This is a genomic window from Bradyrhizobium lupini (genome assembly GCF_040939785.1).
GTDB lineage: Bacteria > Pseudomonadota > Alphaproteobacteria > Rhizobiales > Xanthobacteraceae > Bradyrhizobium > Bradyrhizobium canariense_D.
The window spans coordinates 4,596,549-4,618,158 of record NZ_CP162553.1; the positions used below are offsets into that span (position 1 = coordinate 4,596,549).

Sequence of the window (21,610 nt, forward strand, 5' to 3'; positions counted from 1 at the left end):
TAGGCTTGGAGGGCCGCAATCTCACCGAAAAGGCAGCCGGGAGCAAGGGCAAACGGCCCAAAAAAGCCCTATCGCGTGCTATAGCTGGCCGCAACAATCGAGCCACAAATCGGGACTTGTAATGTCAGAACCCCGCCAAACTACGGACTCCGAGACCAACCCGCTGCTGAAGGCGTGGGTGACGCCGTTTGCGACCCCGCCCTTCGACGAAATCAAGCCGGAGCACTTCCTCCCGGCCTTCGAGCAGGCCTTCGCCGACCACTCCGCCGAGATCGCAGCGATCACCAACGACCCGACCGCGCCCGACTTCGCCAACACCATCACGGCGCTGGAGCGCTCGGGCAAGCTGCTCAGCAAGGTCGCGTCGGTCTTCTACGACCTCGTCTCGGCGCATTCCAACCCGGCCATTCTGGAGATCGACAAGGAGGTTTCCTTGCGGATGGCGCGGCACTGGAATCCGATCATGATGAACGCCGTGCTGTTTGGCCGCATTGCCCAGCTACACGAGAACCGCGCCAATCTCGGTCTGACACCGGAACAGCTCCGCCTGCTCGAGCGCACCTACACCCGCTTCCACCGCTCCGGCGCCGGCCTCTCCGAAGAGGCCAAGACGCGGATGGCGGAGATCAACGAGAGACTCGCCCAGCTCGGCACCAGCTTCAGTCATCATCTGCTCGGCGACGAGCAGGAATGGTTCATGGAGCTCGGCGAAGCCGACCGCCAGGGCCTGCCGGAGAGTTTTGTCGCCAGCGCCAAGGCTGCGGCGGAAGAACGCGGCATGGCCGGCAAGGCCATCGTCACCCTGTCGCGCTCCTCGGTCGAACAGTTCCTGAAGAGCTCGGCCCGGCGTGACCTGCGCGAGAAGGTCTACAAGGCCTTCACCGCGCGGGGCGACAACGGCAATGCCAACGACAACAACGCGACCATCGTCGAGGTCCTGAAGCTGCGCGAGGAGAGCGCCAATCTCCTGGGTTATCCGACCTTCGCGGCCTACCGGCTCGAGGATTCCATGGCCAAGACGCCGGAAGCGGTGCGCGGCCTTCTGGAGCGGGTCTGGAAGCCGGCCCGGGCGCGGGCGCTCGCCGACCGCGACGACATGCAGGCGCTGATCACGGAGGAGGGCGGCAATTTCAAGCTCGCCCCCTGGGACTGGCGCTTCTATGCCGAAAAGCTGCGCCTTCAGCGCGCCAATTTCGACGACGCCGCGATCAAGCCGTATCTCGCGCTCGATCACATGATCGCCGCCGCCTTCGACTGTGCCACGCGCCTGTTCGGCGTCACTTTCGAGGAGCGCAAGAACGTGCCGGTCTGGCATCCGGACGTCCGGGTCTGGGAGATGAAGGGGCGGGACGGCAAGCACAAGGCGCTGTTCTATGGCGACTACTTCGCCCGGCCGTCGAAGCGCTCCGGCGCCTGGATGACCTCGCTGCGCGACCAGCAGAAGCTCGACGGCGAGGTCGCGCCGCTGATCCTCAACATCTGCAACTTCTCCAAGGGCGCGGACGGGGAACCCTCGCTGCTGTCGCCCGACGATGCCCGCACCCTGTTCCACGAGTTCGGCCATGGCCTGCACGGCATGCTCTCCAACGTGACCTATCCGTCGCTGTCGGGCACCTCCGTGTTCACCGACTTCGTCGAATTGCCCTCCCAGCTGTACGAGCATTGGCAGGAGCGGCCCGAGGTGCTGCAAAAGTTTGCCCGCCACTACCAGACCGGCGAGCCGCTGCCGGACGATCTGCTGCAACGGTTCCTGGCCGCGCGAAAATTCAACCAGGGTTTCGCCACGGTCGAGTTCGTCTCCTCGGCGCTGATCGATCTCGAATTCCACACCCAGCCGGCCTCCGCCGCGCAGGACGTCCGCGCCTTCGAGAGACGCGAGCTGGAGAAGATCGGCATGCCCGAGGAGATCTCGCTGCGTCACCGTCCGACGCAATTCGGTCACATCTTCACCGGCGATCATTATGCCGCCGGCTATTACAGCTACATGTGGTCGGAGGTGATGGACGCCGACGCCTTCGGCGCATTCGAGGAAGCCGGCGACATCTTCGATCCCGCCGTCGCAAAACGCCTGCACGACGACATCTACTCGAGCGGCGGATCGGTCGATCCGGAAGCCGCCTATGAGGCCTTCCGCGGCCGCCCGCCGGAGCCCGATGCGCTGCTGCGTCGCCGAGGTCTGCTTGACGCCCCGAAGGCGGCCTGATGGGCGTGCGCGCCCTGCTCGGGCTGCTGCTCGCCGCTGGCCTCACCTTTGTGGCCGGGGCGGCGCAGGCGCACCCGCATGTCTGGATCACCGCGACCAGCGAGTTGCTCTATGCCGCGGACGGCACCATCACCGGCGTGCGCCACGCCTGGACGTTTGACGACATGTTCTCGGCCTATGCCGTGCAGGGGCTCGAGAGCAAGACCAAGGGCGTCTATACCCGCGAGGAGCTCGGACCGCTGGCGCAGACCAATGTCGAGTCGCTGAAGGAATATGCCTACTTCACCTTCGCGCGAGCCGACGGCAAGAAGGAGCGATTCCAGGAGCCGGTCGACTACTTCCTCGACTACAAGGATACGGTCCTGACCCTGCACTTCACGCTGCCGCTGAAGAATCCGGTCAAGCCCAAGCAATTGATGCTCGAAGTGTTCGACCGCTCATTCTTCATCGACTTCCAGATGGCCAAGGACAACCCGATCAAGCTGGTCGGCGCGCCCGCCGGCTGCCAGATGAAACTTGAGCGGCCGAGCGACGGCACCGCGAGTGCGCAGAAGCTCAACGAGCAGACCTTCATGAACGGCGAGAACTCCAATTTCGGCATGATGTTCGCCAACAAGATCACGGTGGATTGCCCTTGATCGGTCGTCTTCGTTCGCCGCTTGCCCGCGGGCTTCTCGCCTGCGCCGCCGTTATTGTCGTGCTGGGCGTGGCCGATGCCGCGCTGCATGATCTCCTTGCCCAGAACCCGTTCGGCGCGCCGCGGCCAGCCCCGGCGGCCGAGCCTGAGGCCAGTGGCCTCATCGGCTGGCTCTTGGCAAAACAATCGGAATTTTATCGCCAGATGTCGGCGACCATTCGCGCCGCCAAGTCCGACGGCTCGGCGGTGTGGACGCTGCTCTTCATCTCCTTTGCCTACGGCATCTTCCACGCCGCAGGGCCCGGCCACGGCAAGGCGGTGATCGCCTCCTATCTCGTCGCCAATCGCGAGACCGCCCGGCGCGGCATCGTGCTGTCGTTTGCATCGGCGTTGATGCAGTCGCTGGTGGCGATCCTGATTGTCGGCATCTCGGCCTGGGTGCTGAATGCGACCGCCAGGACCATGTGCAAGGCGGAAGGCGCGATCGAGATCGCAAGCTACGCCCTGATCGCGCTTTTCGGCCTGCGCCTGGTCTGGGTCAAGGGCCGCACCTTCATCCGTGCGCTGCAGGCGGTTCAGCCGGTGCCGGCGATCGCGGGCGTGCCGCATGACCATCATGATCACGGTCACCACCATCATCGTCACGATCATGCGCACGCCCATCATCACCACGCGCATCACCACGTTCATGACGAGCATTGCGGCCATTCCCACGGCGCCATGCCGAGCGAGCTCGCCGGCCCCGGAGGCTGGGGACGCGGCTTTACCGCGATCCTGACCGTCGGCATCCGTCCCTGTTCGGGCGCGATCCTGGTGCTGGTGTTCGCGTTGGCCCAAGGCCTGTTCTGGGCCGGCATCGCCGCAACTCTGCTGATGGGGCTCGGCACCGCGATCACCGTCGCGGTCATTGCCCTGGTCGCCGTCTCCGCCCAGGACATCGCCGCCCGCCTGAGCGCCGGACGCGACGGCAACGGCGCGCTGTTCATGCGCGGCATCGAAATCGCCGCCGCCGGCCTCGTGCTGCTGTTCGGTGCAGGCCTGTTGTTGGGTTACATCGCGGCCGAACGGACGACGTGTTTCTGAGTTTTTCCCTCTCCCCTTGTGGGCGAGGGTGGCTCGCCGCGTAGCGGCGAGACGGGTGAGGGGTTGTCTCCGCGAGCGATCCTCTTGCAGCTGCGTTCGCCGATAGAACTCCTCATCCGGCGCTTCGCGCCACCTTCTCCCACAAAGGGAGAGTCACACCGGCAAGAACTGCTTCAACGCCGGCATGAAGAAGATCCCGAGATTGATCGCAAAGCCGATGCTCCAGAGGATGGAGCGCAGCGTCGGGCGGTTCCCGAGATAGGTCAGCACATAGGCGATCCGTACGATCAGGAACAGCACCGCGAGCTCGTCGATCATCCGCTGCGGCGAGTCCCGGAATTCGGCCAGCAGCACCGCGAAGGCGAAGAACGGAAAGGTCTCGATACCATTCTGGTGGGCGCCGAGCGCGCGCTGCGCGATGGCCTCTTCGTAGAAGGCGGGATCGCGCGGGCGTGAATTGTCGAACCCGCGAAACCTGATCCATTTGACCGAGACGATCGTCACCAAATAGAGCAGCAACGCTCCGAAGACGCACCATTCCGCGAGTGTCATCTTTCCTCCCCCGCCTCGGTGCGACCCTAGCGAAACCGGCCTGATCTTGACAAGCTCGGGGCAACGCGCGACCCAACGAGCATGACAACCCTAGCCCCTCTCAAGACCACGAAGCCGCTGCCTCAGTCCGGCCAGCCGCGCGTCGGCGTACTCCTGGTCAATCTCGGCACGCCCGATACCGCCGACACGCGCGGCGTGCGGGTCTATCTGAAGGAGTTCCTCTCGGACGCCCGCGTCATCGAGGATCAGGGCTTGATCTGGAAGCTGGTGCTGAACGGCATCATCCTGCGCACCCGCCCCCGCGCCAAGGCGCGCGATTATCTCAAGATCTGGAACACCGAGAAGAACGAGTCGCCGCTCAAGACCATCACGCGCTCGCAGAGCGACAAGCTCGGAGCCATGCTGTCGGACCGCGACCAGGTCACGGTGGAATGGGCTATGCGCTACGGCAATCCCTCGATCAAGTCGGGCGTCGATGCGCTGATTGCGAAGGGCTGCGATCGCATTCTTGCCGTCCCCCTCTATCCGCAATATTCCGCCGCGACGTCGGCCACCGTCTGCGATGAGGTGTTTCGCGTGCTTGCGCGGCTGCGCGCGCAGCCGACGCTGCGGGTGACGCCGTCTTACTACGAGGACGAAGCCTATATCGAGGCGCTCGCCACCTCGATCGAGACGCATCTGGCGAGCCTGTCGTTCAAGCCAGAGCTGATCGTCGCCTCCTTCCACGGCATGCCGAAGGCCTATGTCGACAAGGGCGACCCCTATCAGGACCAATGCGTGGCGACCACCGAGGCGCTGCGGCGCCGGCTCGGCATGGACGAGACAAAGCTGCTGCTGACCTTCCAGTCGCGCTTCGGATTCGACGAGTGGCTGCAGCCCTACACTGACAAGACCATGGAGCGTCTGGCGAAAGAGGGCGTGCGCCGTATCGCGGTGATCACGCCGGGTTTTTCCGCCGACTGCCTGGAGACGCTGGAGGAGATCGCGCAGGAGAATGCCGAGATCTTCAAGCACAATGGCGGGGAGCAGTTTTCCGCGATCCCCTGCCTCAACGACAGCGACCCCGGCATGGATGTGATCCGAACGCTGGTGCTGCGCGAGCTCCAGGGCTGGATATAGTGAGCCTGGATCCGAGGAGCGCCCCATGAACCGCCGCGAGGTTCTGGCGCTTCTTGGGGTGACCACGATGCTGCCGGCCTCGGTGCTGGCGCAAGCGAATGCGACGCGCCGGCTCGGCGTGCTCTCGGTCACTGCGGCGGACGATGCGATCGGGCAGACGCGTAGCGCGGTCCTGGTCGAGGCGCTTGCCGGCCATGGCTGGAAGGAGGACGGCAGCCTTGAGATCGATTGGCGCAACGGCGGCGGCGACCGCGCGCGGATCGCGCAACTCGCCGACGAACTCGTGGCGCTCAAGCCCGACATCCTGCTTGCGGTCGGCACGCCCTCAGTGGAGGAGCTGCGCCAGCGCACGACGACGATCCCGATCGTTTTCGCCGTCGTCACCGATCCTGTCAGCCAGGGCTTTGTCCAGAATCTCGCCCATCCCGGCGGCAATATCACCGGCTTCACCGATTACGACGGCCCGCTGGCCGGCAAATGGCTGGAGATGCTTACGCAGGTCGTGCCAAAGCCGTCACGCGTTTCCGTCGTCTACAATCCCGCCACCGCGCCGTTCGCGCCGCTGATGCTGCGGACGATCGAAGACGCCGGCCGCGCGCTCGATGTGACGGTGGTGCCCGCGCCGGTCCATGACACGGCCTCGATCGCCGCCCTGGCCTTGCGGAAAGACGGCGGCCTGCTGGTGCTGCCGGATTTCTTCACCATGTCCAACCGTGCGCTTCTCCTGGCAGCCATCAATGAAGCGCGCGTGCCGGCGGTGTTCTGGAGCCGGACCTTCGTCGACGAGGGTGGCTTGATGTCCTACAGCACCGACAGCGCCGAGCAGCTCCGCCGCGCCGCCACCTATATCGATCGCATCCTGAAGGGTGCGCGAGCGGCCGACTTGCCGGTCCAGAATCCGACCACGTTCGAGCTGGCGATCAACTTGAAGACGGCCAAGGCGATCGGCGTCACGCTTCCGCCAAGCCTGCTCGCAACCGCGAACGAGGTCATCGAGTAGGATTTGGCTGCGACCGCCGGATTCGTTAACGTCGTCGCTAGGTGTGCGCCAGCACGCTTTCAAGAGCGCCTCGCAAATACATAATCGCGACCATTCCCTCTCCCGGTGTCTTGTGTAGAATCCTACCGATGCCGAAATCAGGCACGACCGCTGAGCCTTGAATCCTTCTGAACTCTTTACTGAACGCTTTACTGAACCCTTGGGGTCGTGATCCCGACCAATGACAGCGCGGAAAAGGCCTTTTCCCGCCAATCTTTTCCGCCTTGGAGGAAATATGAGCGGTTTCGACATTTTCGCGATTGTTCTGGTCTTGCTCGTCATCGTCACGCTGGTGGCCGGCGTGAAGACGGTGCCGCAGGGCTATGACTGGACCATCGAGCGGTTCGGCAAATACACCCAGACGCTGAGCCCCGGGCTCAATCTGATCGTGCCCTATTTCGATCGCGTCGGACGCAAGATCAACATGATGGAGCAGGTGATCGACATTCCCGAGCAGGAGGTGATCACCAAGGACAACGCCACCGTGACGGTCGACGGCGTCGCCTTCTTTCAGGTGTTCGATGCCGCCAAGGCGAGCTACGAGGTCTCTAACCTGACCCAAGCCGTCACCGTGCTGACCATGACCAACATCCGTTCGGTGATGGGTTCGATGGATCTCGACCAGGTGTTGTCGCACCGCGACGAAATCAACGAGCGCCTGCTGCGTGTAGTCGATGCCGCCGTCTCGCCCTGGGGCCTCAAGGTCAATCGTATCGAGATCAAGGACATTGTGCCGCCGGCGGACCTCGTCGAAGCCATGGGCCGACAGATGAAGGCCGAGCGCGTCAAACGCGCCGACATCCTTCAGGCCGAAGGTGCACGCCAGTCCGAGATCCTGCGCGCAGAGGGTGCCAAGCAGGGCCAGATCCTCCAGGCGGAAGGTCGCCGCGAGGCCGCCTTCCGCGACGCCGAAGCACGCGAGCGGTCGGCGGAAGCTGAGGCCAAGGCGACGCAGATGGTCAGTGAAGCCATTGCCAAGGGCGACGTCGCGGCGCTGAACTACTTTATCGCCGACAAATATATCAAGGCGTTCGGGCAGTTTTCGGACTCGCCGAACCAGAAGATCATCATGCTGCCGATCGAGGCCACCAGCATGCTCGGCTCGCTCGCCGGCATCGGCGAGATCGCCAAGGCAACGTTCGGCGAGAGTGCGGCATCCGCCGCTGCCGCCGCTCGTCGCGGTTCGGTGCCGACGACTGGGAGCACGCCCCCGGCGGTGCCGCCGCGGCAGGGGTAAAGCGCATGCCCCGGAAAAGTGGACACCGGTTTTCCGACAAGGGCATGCGCCATTTCAAAGAGGTCGTGTCATGACCGACATGTTCGTATCGCTCGGCACCTGGAACTGGCTGATCTTCGGCTTCATCCTGATGGCGCTGGAGGTGCTGGCGCCGGGAGTCTTCCTGTTCTGGCTCGGGCTCGCCGCGCTGCTGGTCGGGCTGATCTCGTTCGGAGTGGCGATATCCTGGCAGATCCAGCTCGTGATGTTCGCGATCTTCGCCGCCGCCGCGGTGCCGGTTTGGCGTCGGCTCGCCCGGCCGAAGCCGGATGCAATTGCCGCCAGCCCCTTCCTCAACAAGCGCGCGGATGCGCTGCTCGGCCGCGAGTTCACGCTGGAGAAGCCGATCGTCGACGGCAACGGCACCATGCGCATCGGCGACACCGTCTGGCGCGTCGCAGGTCCCGATACGCCGGCGGGCACGCGTGTGAAGGTGGTGCAAGTGGACGGTGCGAATCTGACGGTGGCGGCGGCTTAGTCCACCGTCATTGCGAGCGCAGCGAAGCGAAGCAATCCAGACTGCTGCCGGTGGAAAGATTCTGGATTGCTTCGCTTCGCTCGCAATGACGAGCTAGTCGGGACGGCATCGCCAGACTTACGCGCCGCTCTTGCTGCGCCACCGCTCCGCAAACCTATGCAGCGGCATGAACGTCTCGCACAAGTCCCGCCCGAGCGCCGTCAGCCCGTAACCGCCGGCTTCGCCGAGCTCCACGAACCCGGCCTCGCGCAAATCGTCCAGCCGCGCCTGCAGCACCGTCGGCGAGGCCTCGTCGCAGGCCGTTCGCAATGCGCGCGAGGTGAGGGGGGCGTCGCGTAGCTCCCACAAGATTCGCAGGCTCCAGCGTCGTCCGAGGAGGTCGAGCAGCACCATGATCGGCCGCCCGCTGCGCGAGCCACGGACGCCGCGCGATCTCGAAGTGGTCTGTTTCGCCATCGTCGCCCTCTTGCGTGGTGCTACAAATAGTGTAGCTTTATGCTACGTTAAATGTAGCAAGAGAGGCGGCCAATGTCCCCGGTCACAGCGCGCATTGCCCCGCTCACCCCGCCTTATCCCCCGGAGATCCAGGCCCAGTTCGACCGCATCATGCGCGGCGCGCCGCCACTGCTGCTGTTCCGGGTCATGGCGGGCCACACCCGCGCCTGGGACAAGTTTCGCGCCGGCGGCTTGCTCGATCCCGGACCGCTGTCGCTGCGCCAGCGCGAGATCGTGATCGACCGCACCTGCGCGCTGAACAAATGCGAATATGAATGGGGCGTGCATGTCGCGGTCTTTGCCGGGCCGGCGAAACTCACCGAGGAGGAAGTGCGCGCCACCGTGCAGGGTGATGCGGCGTCGTCGTGCTGGTCCCCGGCCGAGCAGACGCTGATCGCCGCCGTCGACGCGCTGCATCACAGCGCGACGTTTGACGACGCTGAGTTCGCTGCGCTGTCGGCGCATTACGACGAGGCGCAGATCCTGGAGATCATGCTGCTGTGCGGCTTCTACCGCACGGTCTCGTATCTGGCGAACGGACTGCGGTTGCCGCTGGAGGAGACGGCGGCAAGATTTCCTGCGCCGCTCTAGCCGCCGTCGTTGCGAGCGTAGCGAAGCAATCCAGAGTCTTTCCGCGCTGGCACTCTGGATGTTTCGCTGCGCTCGCAATGACGGTGAGTGGCTCCCTACGCCACGCCTGCCCGCAGCAGATCGTGCAGGTGCACGATGCCCACCACCTTGTCCGCCTCGGTCACGACCAGCGTCGTGATCTTGCGGGTGTTGAGCACCTCGATCATCTCCGTGGCCAGCATCGAGGGCGGTACGGTTTTCGGCTGCCTGGTCATGATGTCGTCGACCGACGCCGTCAGCAGGTCGGGCCGCATGTGGCGGCGCAGATCGCCGTCGGTGATGATGCCGAGAGCCTCGTTCGCCTCGTTGACGATGCAGACGCACCCCAAACCCTTGGCGGACATCTCCATCACCGCGTCCGACATCTTGGTGCCGAGCGGCTTGACCGGGATTTCCGCACCGGTGCGCATGTAGTCGCGGACGAATTTCAGCATCGCCCCTAACTTGCCGCCGGGGTGGAAATGCGCGAACTCCAGCGCGGTGAAGCCGCGGCCTTCGAGCAGCGCGATCGCAAGCGCATCGCCTATCGCGGCCTGCATCAGGGTCGAGGTGGTCGGCGCCAGATTGTGCGGGCAGGCCTCGCGCGCCTTCGGCAGCTCGATCACGACGTCGGCCGCTTGTCCCAGCGAGGATGCCGCGTTCGACGTCACCGCGATCATCGGGATTGCGAACCTTGCGGAATAGTTCACGAGAGTCTTCATCTCCGGCTGCTCGCCGGACCAGGACAGCGCCATGATGACGTCGTCGGTGGTAATCATGCCGAGGTCGCCATGGGCGGCTTCGGCGGTGTGCACGAAGAAGGCGGGCGTGCCGGTCGAGGCCAACGTTGCCGCGATCTTGCGGCCCATATGGCCCGACTTGCCGAGCCCGGTGACGATGACGCGGCCCTTCGCGTTGCGGATCAGATCGACCGCCTGGGCGAAGCTCGCGCCAAGCGGGCCGCGCAGGGCGGCGGCGAGCGCGTTGATACCGCCGCTCTCCGTTTCCAGCGTGCGGAGTGCGGATTCGACGCTGTCGGGAATGGGGCCGGATGATTGGGTCATCAGCGGTTTCGAACTCGGCATGTTCTGGTCCAGGAGGAGGGGCCTTCGCCCGTTGGCGCCTGCTTAACACGCCGCGGCCTTCGAGGCGACGAGCCCGACCCGACCCTCAACCGGTCGTTAACCATAATTGTTTTAACTCCATTAACGATAGTTCCCGCCGATCGGTGGGGACAATCGCGAAAGTGTTTGATTTCGTTGGAGTTCTTCCATCGTGGGGTCGTCTCCAGGCACGAGCCGGAGCAAACGCGCGCATTTCCTGCGCGCGGCTTTGCCGTGCTTTGCGCTGACGGTCCTCGGAAGCGCCCCCGTGGCCGCCCAGAGCCTCACCCCCGACCTGTTCAGTCCCAACCGCGGTGGCTTCGCCTCGCCCGACACGCTGCCGACGCGCCGCACCGCGGGCGTTCCGCAGGCACCGTCGGATGCGCTGCCGGCGCTGCCCGATCCCAACTCCGACTTTCGCAAGCGCCAGCAGGCGCCGGCGCGCCCATGGCAGAACCCGACGAACCAAAACGCGACCAGCCAGGTCCCGACCTATGGCCTGCCTGCCGCCAACGGTGCGAGCAGCTCCGGCTACGACTCGCTGAACCGCAAGCGGCAGCAGCCGAAGTTCTATCCGGGTCAGCCCAAGCCGAAGCGCCCTGCTGGTCCCGGCTCGCGGGCGCCGACCACTACGCCGCCGCCATCCACGCTCGGTTCGCCGAAGATCGCGCCGCCCCCGTCCGCCTCCGCCAACAAGGCGCCCGTGCCGGCGGCGATGGCGGGCACCGTGCCCGGCCAGCCGCTGCGCCGCCGCCTCAAGGCCGATGACGATGCGTTCGGCGCGGTCGGCGACTATGCCGGCAGTTTCCTGATCAAGGGCGGGCTCGAGCTCTCCACCGGTTACGACACCAATCCGGCGCGTCTGAACAAGCCGGTTGGCTCGCCGGCCTATGTGGTTGCACCCGATCTCCTCGTGGCGTCCGATTGGGAGCGCCACGCGCTGGTCGCGGATCTGCGCGGCTCGTTCTCGGGCTACACCAACAACATGCCGGCGACGATCGACGGCTTTGCCTCGCCTTCGCCGGTCGAGGTCGACCGCCCCGACTTCAACGGCCATGTCGACGGCCGCCTCGACGTCAATCGCGATCTCAAGCTGACCACGCAGCTGCGCCTGCGGCTCGCCACCGACAATCCCGGCAGCCCGAACGTGCAGGCCGGCCTGCAAAAATATCCTGTTTATGCCGCCTATGGCACGACCGTCGGCTTCGACCAGAGCTTCAACCGCTTCCAGGTCGCGGCCGGCGCCACTGTCGATCGCACCGCCTACACCAACTCCAAGCTCACCGACGGCGCCACCTTCAGCAACGACGATCGCGACTTCAACCAGTATGGCGGCGTCGGACGCTTCTCCTACGATCTCAAGCCGGGTCTGAAGCCGTTCGTCGAGATCCAGGGCGACACCCGCGTGCACGACCGGGCCGCCGACCGCAACGGCTACTTCCGCGATTCGGACGGCGGCTACGCCAAGGTCGGCACGTCCTTCGAGTTCTCGCGTATCCTCACCGGCGAGGTCTCGGTCGGCTATTCCGCGCGCAATTACGTCGATCCGCGCCTCAGCCAGCTCGCGGGCTTCCTCACCTCGGGCTCGCTGATCTGGAACGCAAGCGGCCTCACCACCGTGAAATTCGCCACCGACACGCAGATCGCCGAGACCACCGTCCCCGGCTCCTCCGGCGTGCTGGTGCACACCTACGCCGCCGAAGTCGATCACGATTTCCGCCGCTGGCTTACGGCAGTGGGCAAATTCACCTACGGCACCTACGACTACCAGGGCCAGAATCGCAACGACAAGACCTACTCGTTCGAAAGCAATCTGATCTACAAGCTCAACCGCAACATCTGGATCAAGGGCACGCTCCGACACGACATCCTGGATTCGAACCAGCCGGGGTCAAGCTCGCAGGCGACGGTCGTGATGGTCGGGGTGAGGTTGCAGAATTAGAGGGGGCGACGGCCGCCTTTTGAGCGTACGTGGCTTAGTTGACTCCGCTCGGACCACTCACTCAGCTGTCTTCCCCGGCTTGACCGGGGCATCCAGTACGCCGCGGCGTTTCGGCCCAATCACTGCGGTCTCTGGAATACTGGATCGCCCGCTTTCGCGGGCGATGACACTGTGTGAAAATTAGGCGGCAAAGCTTGTCCAGTCGAGCCTACCGCGGCAGATCCGTCTTCCCCATCAGGAACGTATCGATCGACCTGGCGCACAGCCGGCCCTCGCGGATGGCCCAGACCACCAGCGATTGGCCGCGGCGCATGTCGCCGGCGGTGAACACGTTCGGGCGCGAGGTCTGGTAGTCGAGCGTGTTGGCCTTGACGTTGCCGCGAGGGTCAAGCTCGACCGAGAGCATCTTGAGCAGGCCCTCGTGCACGGGATGGACGAAGCCCATCGCGAGCAGGACGAGGTCGGCGTCGAGTTCGAACTCGGTGCCGGCGATCGGCTTGAACTTGTCGTCGACGCGCACGCAGTGCAGCTTCTTGACCTTGCCGTTCTCGCCCGAAAACTTCTGCGTCAGCACCGCGAATTCGCGGATCGCGCCTTCGGCCTGGCTCGAGGACGTTCGCATCTTCAGCGGCCAGTTCGGCCAGGTCAGGCCCTTGTTCTCGTGCTCTGGCGGTGCGGGCATGATCTCGAGCTGGGTCACGGAGAGCGCGCCCTGGCGCAGCGAAGTGCCGATGCAGTCGGATCCGGTGTCGCCGCCGCCGATGACGACGACATGCTTGCCGCCGGCCAAGATCTCCTGGACGCCGCCCAGCGGTTCCTCGGAGACGCGGCGGTTCTGCTGCGGCAGGAAGTCCATGGCGTAGTGGATGCCGGCGAGGTCGCGGCCGGGGATTGGCAGGTCGCGCGGGGCTTCGGCGCCGCCGGTCAGCGCCACGGCATCGTACTCGTTGAGCATCTCGCGCGGGTCGACATTGCCGTCGGCGCCGACATGGCTGTTGTAGTGGAAGGTGACGCCTTCGCCTTCCATCTGCGCGACGCGGCGGTCGATGATGCCCTTCTCCATCTTGAAGTCGGGGATGCCGTAGCGCAGCAGGCCGCCGGCCTTGGCGAACTTCTCGAACAGATGCACGTCGTGACCGGCGCGCGCGAGCTGCTGCGCGCAGGCCATGCCGGCCGGACCCGAGCCGATCACCGCGACCTTCTTGCCGGTCTTGTGGGCGGCGATTTCGGGCTTCAGCCAGCCATTGTCCCAGGCGCGATCGACGATCGCGCATTCGATGGTTTTGATGGTGACGGGGTTGTCGTCGATGTTGAGCGTGCAGGAGGCTTCACACGGCGCCGGGCAGATGCGCCCCGTGAACTCCGGGAAATTGTTGGTCGAGTGCAGATTGCGCGAGGCTTCTTCCCAGTTGCCCTGATAGACGAGGTCGTTCCAGTCCGGGATCTGGTTGTTGACCGGGCAGCCCGGCGTGCCGGGCGAGACCGAGCCGGTGCCGTGGCAATAGGGAATGCCGCAATTCATGCAGCGCGCGGCCTGGTCGCGCGTTTCCTTCTCGGAGAGGGGAACGACGAACTCGTGGAAATGCTTCACGCGCTCGGCGACCGGGGTGTACTTGCGGTCATGCCGTTCGATTTCGAGAAAACCCGTGATCTTGCCCATTAAACCCGAAGTCCCTGCCGCTTAAATTCGTTGTGTTTCTCTCTCGTCGTCATTGCGAGGAGCGTGAGCTTCGAAGCAATCCAGTCCGCATCGGAGGAAAGTCTGGATTGCTTCGCTACGCTCGCAATGACGGGGTGTGATGCTCAGGCCCCGATCGCGATTTTCGGCTCGGCGTCCGCGTTGGCAGCCATTTCGCGCAGAGCGCGCCGGTATTCGACCGGCATCACCTTGCGGAATTTGGGCAGCCAGTCCTTCCAGTTCGCCAGGATGTCGGCGGCACGCCTGGAGCCGGTCGCCTTCGCATGGCGCGTGATCAGGACGTGCAGCCGCTCGACGTCGGAGGCGAGCAGGTCCTTGAACACGTCGACCCGGCCGTGCGCTTCGAGGTCACCGGAGTGGTGATAGGTGCCGGCGTTGATCAGCTCTTCCGACAGCACCGGCTCGAGCTCGACCATCGCCATGTTGCACAGCCTGTCGAAGTCGCCGGTCTCGTCCAGCACATAGGCGATGCCGCCGGACATGCCGGCCGCGAAGTTGCGTCCGGTCTTGCCGAGCACGACCACGATGCCGCCGGTCATGTATTCGCAGCAATGGTCGCCGGCGCCCTCGACCACCGCCACGGCGCCGGAATTGCGCACGGCAAAACGCTCGCCGGCGATGCCTCGGAAGTAGCACTCGCCTTGAATGGCGCCGTACATCACGGTGTTGCCGACGATGATGCTCTCTTCCGGCACGATGCCGCTGTTGGCCGGCGGCTTGACGATGATCTTGCCGCCCGAGAGGCCCTTGCCGACATAGTCGTTGGCTTCGCCTTCGAGCTCGAAGGTGACGCCTTGCGCCAGCCAGGCGCCGAAGGCCTGGCCGGCGGTGCCCTTGAGGCTGACATGGATGGTCTCATGCGGCAGGCCGGCATGGCCGTAGATCTTGGCGACCGCACCCGACAGCATCGCGCCCGCGGAGCGGTTGGTGCTGTTGATTTTGGCCTCGATCTTCACCGGCGCACCGCGGTCGAGCGCAGGCGTCGCCTGCTCGATCAGCGTGCGGTCGAGCACCGCTTCCAGATGATGGTTCTGGCGCTCGGAGTGATAGATCTTCTGGCCCTTCTCTTCCTTCTGCTTGACGAAGAGCTTGGAGAAATCGAGCCCCTTGGCCTTCCAGTGCGCGACCAGCTTGGTCTGGTCGAGCAGCTGCACCTGGCCGATCATCTCGTTGAAGCTGCGGAAGCCGAGCGAGGCCATGATCTCGCGGACCTCCTCGGCGACGAAGAAGAAGTAGTTGATCACATGCTCGGGCTGGCCGGTGAAGCGCTTGCGCAGGACGGGGTCCTGGGTCGCGACGCCGACCGGGCAGGTGTTGAGATGGCACTTGCGCATCATGATGCAGCCGGCCGCGATCAGGGGCGCGGTGGCGAAGCCGAACTCGTCGGCGCCGAGCAGCGCGCCGATCACGACGTCGCGGCCGGTGCGGAAACCGCCGTCGACCTGGACCACGATGCGGCTGCGCAGCCGCTCGCGCACCAGCGTCTGGTGGGTTTCGGCGAGGCCGATCTCCCACGGCGAGCCGGCGTGCTTGATCGAGGTCAGCGGCGAAGCGCCGGTGCCGCCCTCGAAGCCCGCGATGGTGACATGGTCGGCGCGCGCCTTGGCGACGCCCGCGGCTACGGTGCCGACGCCGATCTCCGAGACGAGCTTGACCGAGACCGCGCCGTCCGGGTTGACGTTCTTGAGGTCGTAGATGAGCTGCGCCAGATCCTCGATCGAGTAGATGTCGTGGTGCGGTGGCGGCGAGATCAGGCCGACGCCCGGCGTCGAATGCCGGACCTTTGCGATGGTGGCATCGACCTTGTGGCCGGGCAACTGGCCGCCTTCGCCGGGTTTTGCACCCTGCGCCATCTTGATCTGCATCATGTCGGAGTTGACGAGATACTCCGTGGTGACGCCGAAGCGGCCCGAGGCGACCTGCTTGATTGCCGAGCGCATGCTGTCACCGTTCGGCATCGGCTTGAAGCGGTCGGCTTCCTCGCCGCCTTCGCCGGTGTTCGACTTGCCGCCGATCCGGTTCATGGCGATCGCGAGCGTGGTGTGCGCCTCGCGCGAGATCGAGCCGAAGCTCATCGCGCCGGTGGCGAAACGCTTGACGATGTCCTTGGCCGGCTCGACCTGGTCGAGCGGTACCGGCTTGCGCTTCTCTTCGTCCGCATTCTTGATCCGGAACAGGCCGCGCAGCGTCAGGAGACGCTCCGACTGCTCGTTGAGGATCTTCGCGAAGGCGCGGTAGCGTTCCAGCGAATTGCCGCGCGCGGCGTGCTGGAGCAGCCCCACCGACTCGGCGGTCCATGCATGGTCCTCGCCGCGGCTGCGATAGGCATATTCGCCGCCGACATCGAGCGAGGTCTTGTACACGAGCGCGTCGCCGAACGCGTCGGCATGACGGCGCACCGCCTCTTCGGCGATCTCGCCAAGACCGACGCCCTCGACGCGGGTGTGCGTGCCGGCGAAGAATTTTCCGACGAATTCCGCCTTCAGGCCAATGGCGTCAAAGATCTGGGCGCCGCAATAGGACTGGTAGGTCGAGATGCCCATCTTGGACATCACCTTGAGCAGGCCCTTGCCGATCGACTTGATGTAGCGCTTGACGATCTCGTAGTCGTCGAGCGAGCCGGGCAGGCGGTCCTTCATCGCGATGATGGTCTCGAACGCCAGATACGGATTGATCGCTTCCGCGCCGTAGCCGGCGAGACAGGCGAAGTGATGCACTTCGCGCGGCTCGCCGGATTCGACGACGAGGCCGACCGAAGTGCGCAATCCGGTGCGGATCAGATGATGATGCACGGCGGCGCAGGCCAGCAGCGACGGGATCGGAACCCGGTCGGTGCCGACCATGCGGTCGGACAGGATGATGATGTTGACGCCCTCGCGCACCGCGCTCTCGGCGCGCGCGCAGAGCTCGTCCAGCACCTGGTCCATGCCGGCCGCGCCGAGGCCGGCGTGGAAGGTGGTGTCCAGCGTGCGCGACTTGAAGTGCGACTCGGCGACCTCGGAGATTGAGCGGATCTTTTCGAGGTCCGCGTCGGTCAGGATCGGCTGGCGCGCTTCGAGGCGCTTGGTAGTGGCTAGGCCTTGCAGGTCGAACAGGTTCGGCCGCGGTCCGATGATGGAGACGAGGCTCATCACCAGCTCCTCGCGGATCGGATCGATCGGCGGATTGGTGACCTGCGCAAAGTTCTGCTTGAAGTAGGTGAACAGCGGCTTGGCCTTGGCCGACAGCGCCGAGATCGGCGTGTCGTTGCCCATCGAGCCTGCGGCTTCCTCGCCGGTGGAGGCCATCGGCGTCATCAGGATGGTGATGTCTTCCTGGCTGTAGCCGAACGCCTGCTGGCGATCGAGCAGCGACAGGTTGGAGCGCACGCCGGTGGTCGGCACCTTCGGCAGCTCTTCCAGCACGATCTGGGTCCGCTCCAGCCACTCCGTGTAGGGATGGCTCCTTGCGAGCTCGGCCTTGATCTCGTCGTCGGGGATGAGGCGGCCCTGCTCGAGGTCGACCAGCAGCATCTTGCCGGGCTGCAAGCGCCACTTGGTGATGATCTGGTCCTCGGGAATCGTCAGCACGCCCATCTCGGACGCCATCACGATGCGGTCGTCCTTGGTGACGAGATAGCGCGCCGGCCGAAGGCCGTTGCGGTCCAGCGTGGCACCGATCTGGCGGCCGTCGGTGAAGGCGATCGCGGCGGGGCCGTCCCACGGCTCCATCAGGGCTGCATGATATTCGTAGAAGGCGCGGCGCTTCTCATCCATCAAGGGATTGCCGGCCCACGCCTCCGGAATCATCATCATGACGGCGTGCGGCAGCGAGTAGCCGCCCTGCACCAGGAATTCGAGCGCGTTGTCGAAGCAGGCGGTGTCCGACTGGCCTTCGTAGGAGATCGGCCAGAGCCGGTTGATGTCCTTGCCGTACAGCTCGGAGCTCACCGAGGCCTGGCGCGCCGCCATCCAGTTGACGTTGCCGCGCAGCGTGTTGATCTCGCCATTATGCGCGATCATGCGGTAGGGATGCGCCAGCGACCACGCCGGGAAGGTGTTGGTCGAGAAACGCTGGTGCACGAGCGCCAGCGCGCTCTCGAAATCCTTCTCGTGCAAATCGGGATAGTACTTGCCGAGCTGGTCGGCGAGGAACATGCCCTTGTAGATCACGGTGCGGCAGGACATCGAGCACGGATAGTAGCCGGCGAGGCCGCGGTCGCGGCGCTGATAGATCGCTTGCGAGATCGACTTGCGCAGGATGTAAAGCCGGCGCTCGAAATCGTCCTCGGTCTTGGCGGTGCCGTTGCGGCCAATGAACACCTGCATGCAGGCGGGCTCGGTCGGCTTTACGGTGACGCCGAGCGAGGAATTGTCGGTTGGCACGTCGCGCCAGCCGAGCAGCGTCAGGCCCTCTTCCTTGATCTGGTCGGCGATGATGCTCTTGATGACGTTGCGCCAGGCAGTGTCGCGCGGCATGAACAACGCGCCGATGGCGTATTCGCCCGGATTGGGCAGCACGAAGCCGAGCTCCTTCGCCTTGCGGCTGAAGAAAGCATGCGGGATCTGCACCAGAATGCCGGCGCCGTCACCGGCGCGCGGGTCGGCGCCGACGGCGCCGCGGTGCTCGAGGTTACAGAGGATGCTGAGCGCGTCCGCGACGATCTCGTGCGACTTCTGGCCCTTGATGTTGGCGATGAAGCCGACGCCGCAGGAATCTTTTTCCAGGCTCGGATCGTACAGGCCTACGGCCGGCGGCCGTGAATTGTGTTCCTGAATCGGATCGGTCGTTTTCGAGGCGACCGTCGCCGACAGTTGTTCTGCCACGATGTTTCCGCGCTCGACTTGCGACCCGTTCATGTTCTCGTCCTCTCCATGCGGCAAGCTGCCTCACCGCCATCTTCGGCGCACCTTGGGCGTCCCGCGGCACCCGCTTCTGGGTCACCGCTCGTCCGCTCGCGAGCCGCATTTTCTTAAATTCAGGCCAAGGCGTTCTTCGTCCCCGAGAACGGCTTTGCCTGTTGCCTTCTTGGCGCTCGAAAGCACCGACTTTCGTTGCAATCCCTATGCCGGAACCGCAAGCAAAATTGAGACAGTCTTCCTGTCCTAACCATCACCTTGCCAAATTTTTGTCTATCACACAAGCGCGCGCAAGTCCCGATTCCCCATATGTCAATCAATCGCTTTCCAAAAGTTGCGCGGCCCCGGTTTTGAAGCAAACGCGCCCTGATCTGGCCCTGCCGACGCCGGAATCCCCAATGAAGCTTCGGATCAACCCTTTGGAAGACCCGCCACGCCGCAAGAAGCGAAAGAGCGCGATCCATCCGGGGGCCTGACAGGAGCGTCTCGACCATGAAGTTTTTCACAGGATGTGTGGCCGCCGCCACGCTGGCGCTGGCCGCGACCGCGGCTCAAGCGCAGGTTCCAGCGCGAGGGGCGATGATCGCGGTCTCGGATTTCGACGCCCCCTATGCGCCGTCGGAGGCCGCGCCGCCGCCGCGCTACGGCTATGGCTACGAAGAACGCGGGCCGGCCCCGGTGCTGCTGCCATCGACCGAGGTCTACGCGGTGCTGCGCGAGAACGGCTTCTCTCCACTGGGCATCCCGCGCCTGCGCGGCGGCGTCTACACCATCGCGGTGATTGACCGCCGGGGGGAGGACGGCCGGCTCGTGATCGATGCCCGCGACGGAAGGATTTTGCGCTTCATGCCGGCTGCCGACGCCTACGGCATGGCACCCGGCTACGAGCAGCCTGCGGTTGCACCTTACCGCCCGCAAAGCGCGCTGCCGCCGCCGACCATGGTCCGCAGTGGTCCGCCCCGCCCTCCGGCCCCGATCCCGCATGTCGCCAGCCGTTCCGTGCCGCTGCCCAAGGCGGCTCCGCCGCGCGAGGCCCCGGGCGTCCCCGCCAAGCCGGCCGAGCCTGCGACGCCGCAGGCCCAGGTGCCGCAGGCACAACCTGTGACGCAGACCGCGGCCGCCGTGCCGTCCAAGCCCGCTGAGGTCGCACCGCAAGCCGCCGCGCCAACCGTAGGTCAGGTCAAGCCTGCCGCGACTATCCTGCCTACGCAGGAGATGCCGGCGGCACAGGGGCTGGACTAAGCGCGGGCGTTTGAGGCGATGGCCCGCATCACCCCAACGGTGTCGTCCTGGCGAAGGCCAGGACCCATACCGCGAGGTGCATCATATGAGTGACGCGGGAGTACCGAACTCCGAATCTTCGCCAAACTCCTCCCTGTGGTGATGGGTCCTGGCCTTCGCCAGGACGAGGTTGGGGAGAGAGTTAGCGCAAACAGAAGGCGTCTCAGCACTCAGGCGCCTTCTGAACCATGACGAGCGCGGCTCAGCTCCGGCCATACCCCGCCGCTTCCAGGATCAAATTCGCCACCTCCTTCGGATGCGACACCAGCGAGAGATGGCCGGCGTCGAGCTCGATCGTGGTTGCGTTCATGCGCTTGGCGAGGAAGCGTTCGAGATCGGGATTGATGGTGTAGTCGTTCTTCGACACCGCGTACCAGCTCGGCTTGGAATGCCATGCCGCCTCCGTGGTGCGACCGGCGAAGATCGAGGCGGCCGTCGGCCATTGCACGGCGTAGAGCTCCTTGGCCTGCTCCGGCTTAACGCCATTGGCGAAGTACTTCAGGAAGGCGTCTTCTGACAGCTTGGTGTAGCCGTCGCGCTCGACGACGCCGGCGCGTGCCGGTCCCGCCGGAAACTGCTTCGACAGCGCGACAAAATCCTCGTTGGCATCGGGCGCACGGGCGGCGACATAGACGAGGCCGGTGACCTTCGGGTCGGTGCCGACCTGGCTGATCACGGTGCCGCCCCAGGAATGCGCGACCAGCACGGTCGGACCATCCTGTTCGGCCAGCACGCGCTTGGTCGCCTCGACGGAATCCGCAAGCGACGACAACGGATTTTGCACGGCAGTTACGTTGAGCCCTGCGGCCTGGAGGATCGGGATCACTTCCGACCAGCTTGAGCCGTCGGCCCAGGCGCCGTGCACCAGCACAACGTTCTTGGCCTTTACGGTCTGCGGCGTCTGCGCGTGAGCGAGGCTGAGAGGGGCCGCCAGCAGGCTCGCGGCGACGAAAAGGCTGCGCCAGAAAGTCATGATTGTTCTCCGTCTTGTTTTTGGGTTCGATATCCAAAAGACGATGCGCGGGGCGGCGGTGTTACGCCATTTCACCGCTCTGTGATGCGGCGCAACAGTCCAGCACGGCCGTTCAGCAATCGGTGACGTCCCGGCGACGACCGAGACCATCCTCTCTGGTAAGGTATGGCAGATCCGTCGTTCGGTATTTCTTCCGTGCACGATTGATCGATCTCGCGGCAGGATTCCCCGGCTCTCGCCGGGACGAGGAGAGCCCAACAAAAAAACGCCCCGGGGCACCGGG

The 21,610-nt window shown here is 64.9% G+C and carries 16 protein-coding genes; 10 read left to right on the forward strand and 6 right to left on the reverse strand.

The annotated features are described in order from the left end of the window. Positions 1–121: 121 nt before the first annotated feature. The 3 genes from AB3L03_RS21755 to AB3L03_RS21765 are packed head-to-tail and all read left to right on the forward strand — an operon-like array spanning position 122 to position 3,923. Positions 122–2,203 carry a M3 family metallopeptidase gene (locus AB3L03_RS21755; protein ID WP_018453323.1) on the forward strand — a complete coding sequence of 694 codons (2,082 nt, stop codon included), beginning with the start codon at positions 122–124 and terminating at the stop codon, positions 2,201–2,203. Further along, positions 2,203–2,841, forward strand: coding sequence for a DUF1007 family protein (locus AB3L03_RS21760; protein ID WP_085350701.1), 639 nt, complete (start codon positions 2,203–2,205; stop codon positions 2,839–2,841). The genes AB3L03_RS21755 and AB3L03_RS21760 overlap by 1 nt, the downstream gene beginning before the upstream one ends. Further along, positions 2,832–3,923 carry a nickel/cobalt transporter gene (locus tag AB3L03_RS21765; RefSeq protein WP_368507021.1) on the forward strand — a complete coding sequence of 364 codons (1,092 nt, stop codon included), beginning with the start codon at positions 2,832–2,834 and terminating at the stop codon, positions 3,921–3,923. Before AB3L03_RS21760 ends, AB3L03_RS21765 begins: the two co-directional genes overlap by 10 nt. Positions 3,924–4,076: 153 nt before the next feature. On the opposite strand, the gene AB3L03_RS21770 is transcribed toward AB3L03_RS21765, so the two are convergent. Then, positions 4,077–4,475: an MAPEG family protein gene (locus AB3L03_RS21770; protein WP_085361220.1), complete on the reverse strand. Its 399-nt coding sequence runs from the start codon at positions 4,473–4,475 to the stop codon at positions 4,077–4,079. A gap of 81 nt (positions 4,476–4,556) precedes the next feature. Between AB3L03_RS21770 and hemH the strand changes: the two genes are divergently transcribed. The 4 genes from hemH (at position 4,557) to AB3L03_RS21790 (ending at position 8,387) form a co-directional block, all read left to right on the forward strand. Continuing rightward, entirely contained in the window at positions 4,557–5,594 is a 1,038-nt protein-coding gene (gene hemH / locus AB3L03_RS21775) for a ferrochelatase (protein WP_085361221.1), read from the forward strand. A gap of 25 nt (positions 5,595–5,619) precedes the next feature. Then, positions 5,620–6,594 (forward strand): ABC transporter substrate-binding protein, encoded by a 975-nt coding sequence (locus AB3L03_RS21780; RefSeq protein ID WP_018453328.1) that lies wholly within the window; start codon positions 5,620–5,622, stop codon positions 6,592–6,594. Between the two features lie 274 nt (positions 6,595–6,868). Continuing rightward, positions 6,869–7,870, forward strand: a complete 1,002-nt coding sequence (locus AB3L03_RS21785; RefSeq protein ID WP_085350696.1) for an SPFH domain-containing protein — start codon at positions 6,869–6,871, stop codon at positions 7,868–7,870. 70 nt (positions 7,871–7,940) lie between these two features. Then, a complete protein-coding gene (locus AB3L03_RS21790) occupies positions 7,941–8,387 on the forward strand; it encodes an NfeD family protein (protein WP_007597152.1) in 447 nt (148 codons plus the stop codon). Positions 8,388–8,504: 117 nt separating this feature from the next. Here AB3L03_RS21790 and AB3L03_RS21795 read toward each other — a convergent pair whose 3' ends face one another. Then, positions 8,505–8,843 (reverse strand): helix-turn-helix domain-containing protein, encoded by a 339-nt coding sequence (locus AB3L03_RS21795; protein WP_085350695.1) that lies wholly within the window; start codon positions 8,841–8,843, stop codon positions 8,505–8,507. A gap of 72 nt (positions 8,844–8,915) precedes the next feature. Between AB3L03_RS21795 and AB3L03_RS21800 the strand changes: the two genes are divergently transcribed. Next, a complete protein-coding gene (locus AB3L03_RS21800; protein ID WP_018453330.1) occupies positions 8,916–9,473 on the forward strand; it encodes a carboxymuconolactone decarboxylase family protein in 558 nt (185 codons plus the stop codon). A gap of 95 nt (positions 9,474–9,568) precedes the next feature. Here the strand turns inward: AB3L03_RS21800 and AB3L03_RS21805 are convergent, their stop codons facing one another. Further along, complete coding sequence (locus AB3L03_RS21805) at positions 9,569–10,576, reverse strand: SIS domain-containing protein (RefSeq protein ID WP_085385456.1); 1,008 nt, start codon at positions 10,574–10,576, stop codon at positions 9,569–9,571. Between the two features lie 190 nt (positions 10,577–10,766). Between AB3L03_RS21805 and AB3L03_RS21810 the strand changes: the two genes are divergently transcribed. After that, complete coding sequence (locus tag AB3L03_RS21810; RefSeq protein ID WP_085361222.1) at positions 10,767–12,536, forward strand: outer membrane beta-barrel protein; 1,770 nt, start codon at positions 10,767–10,769, stop codon at positions 12,534–12,536. Between the two features lie 208 nt (positions 12,537–12,744). On the opposite strand, the gene AB3L03_RS21815 is transcribed toward AB3L03_RS21810, so the two are convergent. Both AB3L03_RS21815 and gltB read right to left on the reverse strand, forming a co-directional pair. Continuing rightward, positions 12,745–14,196 carry a glutamate synthase subunit beta gene (locus tag AB3L03_RS21815; RefSeq protein ID WP_085350692.1) on the reverse strand — a complete coding sequence of 484 codons (1,452 nt, stop codon included), beginning with the start codon at positions 14,194–14,196 and terminating at the stop codon, positions 12,745–12,747. A 143-nt stretch (positions 14,197–14,339) separates the two neighbouring features. Next, positions 14,340–19,073: a glutamate synthase large subunit gene (gltB, locus tag AB3L03_RS21820; protein ID WP_026232514.1), complete on the reverse strand. Its 4,734-nt coding sequence runs from the start codon at positions 19,071–19,073 to the stop codon at positions 14,340–14,342. Positions 19,074–19,565: 492 nt separating this feature from the next. Between gltB and AB3L03_RS21825 the strand changes: the two genes are divergently transcribed. Beyond that, positions 19,566–20,315, forward strand: a complete 750-nt coding sequence (locus tag AB3L03_RS21825; protein ID WP_018453336.1) for a hypothetical protein — start codon at positions 19,566–19,568, stop codon at positions 20,313–20,315. A gap of 241 nt (positions 20,316–20,556) precedes the next feature. Here AB3L03_RS21825 and AB3L03_RS21830 read toward each other — a convergent pair whose 3' ends face one another. Continuing rightward, complete coding sequence (locus AB3L03_RS21830) at positions 20,557–21,327, reverse strand: alpha/beta fold hydrolase (protein WP_018453337.1); 771 nt, start codon at positions 21,325–21,327, stop codon at positions 20,557–20,559. Positions 21,328–21,610 lie beyond the last annotated feature (283 nt).